Here is a 1,175-nt window from a genome sequence, read left to right as displayed (position 1 = left end):
GGACGCGGTCGCGGCCGAGCTCGACGCGCAGGCCGCGGAGCACGCGGAGCTGGCCGGCGAGTGGGCGGCGCGGCGCGCTCGGCTCGACGGCGTGCGGGACACCGGGTGGCGGGGGAGCCGACCATGATCTTCGACGACATCACCGACGCGATCGGCCACACGCCGCTGGTGCGCCTGCGCGTGCCCGCGGCCGAAGGGGTCGAGGTCTACGCGAAGCTCGAACTGCAGAACCTGTTCGGGATGAAGGACCGCGTGGCCGCCAACATCATCCTCGAAGCCAAGCGGGTGGGCGCGCTGGTCGACGGCGCGCACATCGTGGAGAGCTCGTCCGGCACGATGGCGCTCGGCGTGGCGCTGGTCGGCACCTCGCTCGGCCACCCGGTGCACATCGTCACCGACCCGCGGATCGACCGGATGACGCTGGCCAAGCTGCGCGCCCTCGGCTGCCAGGTGCACGTCGTGGACGCGATGACCTCGCACGGCTGGCAGAGCGCGCGCCTGGAGCGGCTGGAACAGCTGATGGCCGACCTGCCCGGCGCGTTCTGGCCGCAGCAGTACAGCAACCCCGACAACCCCGGCGCGTACCGCCAACTCGCCCGCGAGGTGCTCGACGACCTGGGCCCGATCGACGTGCTGGTCGGCTCGGTGGGCAGCGGCGGTTCGCTGTGCGGCACGTCCCGCGCCCTGCGGGAGAGCCTGCCCGACCTGCACGTGGTGGGCGTGGACTGCGTCGGCAGCGCCCTGTTCGACCAGCCCGACGAGCCGCGCCGGTTGCAGAGCGGCCTGGGCAACAGCCTGCTGCCGAAGAACCTCGACCGCACGCTGGTCGACGAGGTGCACTGGCTCAACGACCACGAGGCGTTCGCGGCGACCCGGGCGCTGGCGGCGGAGCAGCAGATCTTCGCCGGCAACACGTCCGGCTCGGTCTACCGGGTGCTCACCGACGTGGCCTCCCGCGCCGAGCCCGGCACGAAGGTCGTCGGCATCTTCCCCGACCGCGGCGACCGCTACGCCGACACCGTCTACAGCGACGAGTTCTGGGAGTCCGCCGACCTGACCGACCTGGCGGTAGCCGACGCGCCCGAGCAGGTCGACTACGGCACCGAGGTCACCCGGTGGTCGCGCGCGGTGAACACGCGCGCGGCGAGCAGGTCCGGCGCGGACCTCGACCGGCA

General features: G+C 73.0%; 1 protein-coding gene. It reads left to right on the top strand.

All coding sequences use genetic code 11. The annotated features are described in order from the left end of the window. Positions 1–123: 123 nt before the first annotated feature. A partial coding sequence (locus AB0G02_RS41335; protein WP_360806365.1) for a cysteine synthase family protein occupies positions 124–1,175 on the top strand: 1,052 nt, incomplete at its 3' end.

Origin of the sequence: Actinosynnema sp. NPDC023658 (assembly GCF_040639995.1) — a bacterium.
In the GTDB taxonomy this organism is placed as follows: domain Bacteria; phylum Actinomycetota; class Actinomycetes; order Mycobacteriales; family Pseudonocardiaceae; genus Actinosynnema.
The sequence above is the reverse complement of the archived record's forward strand: the minus strand, read 5'-3'. Positions and strand labels throughout refer to the sequence as shown.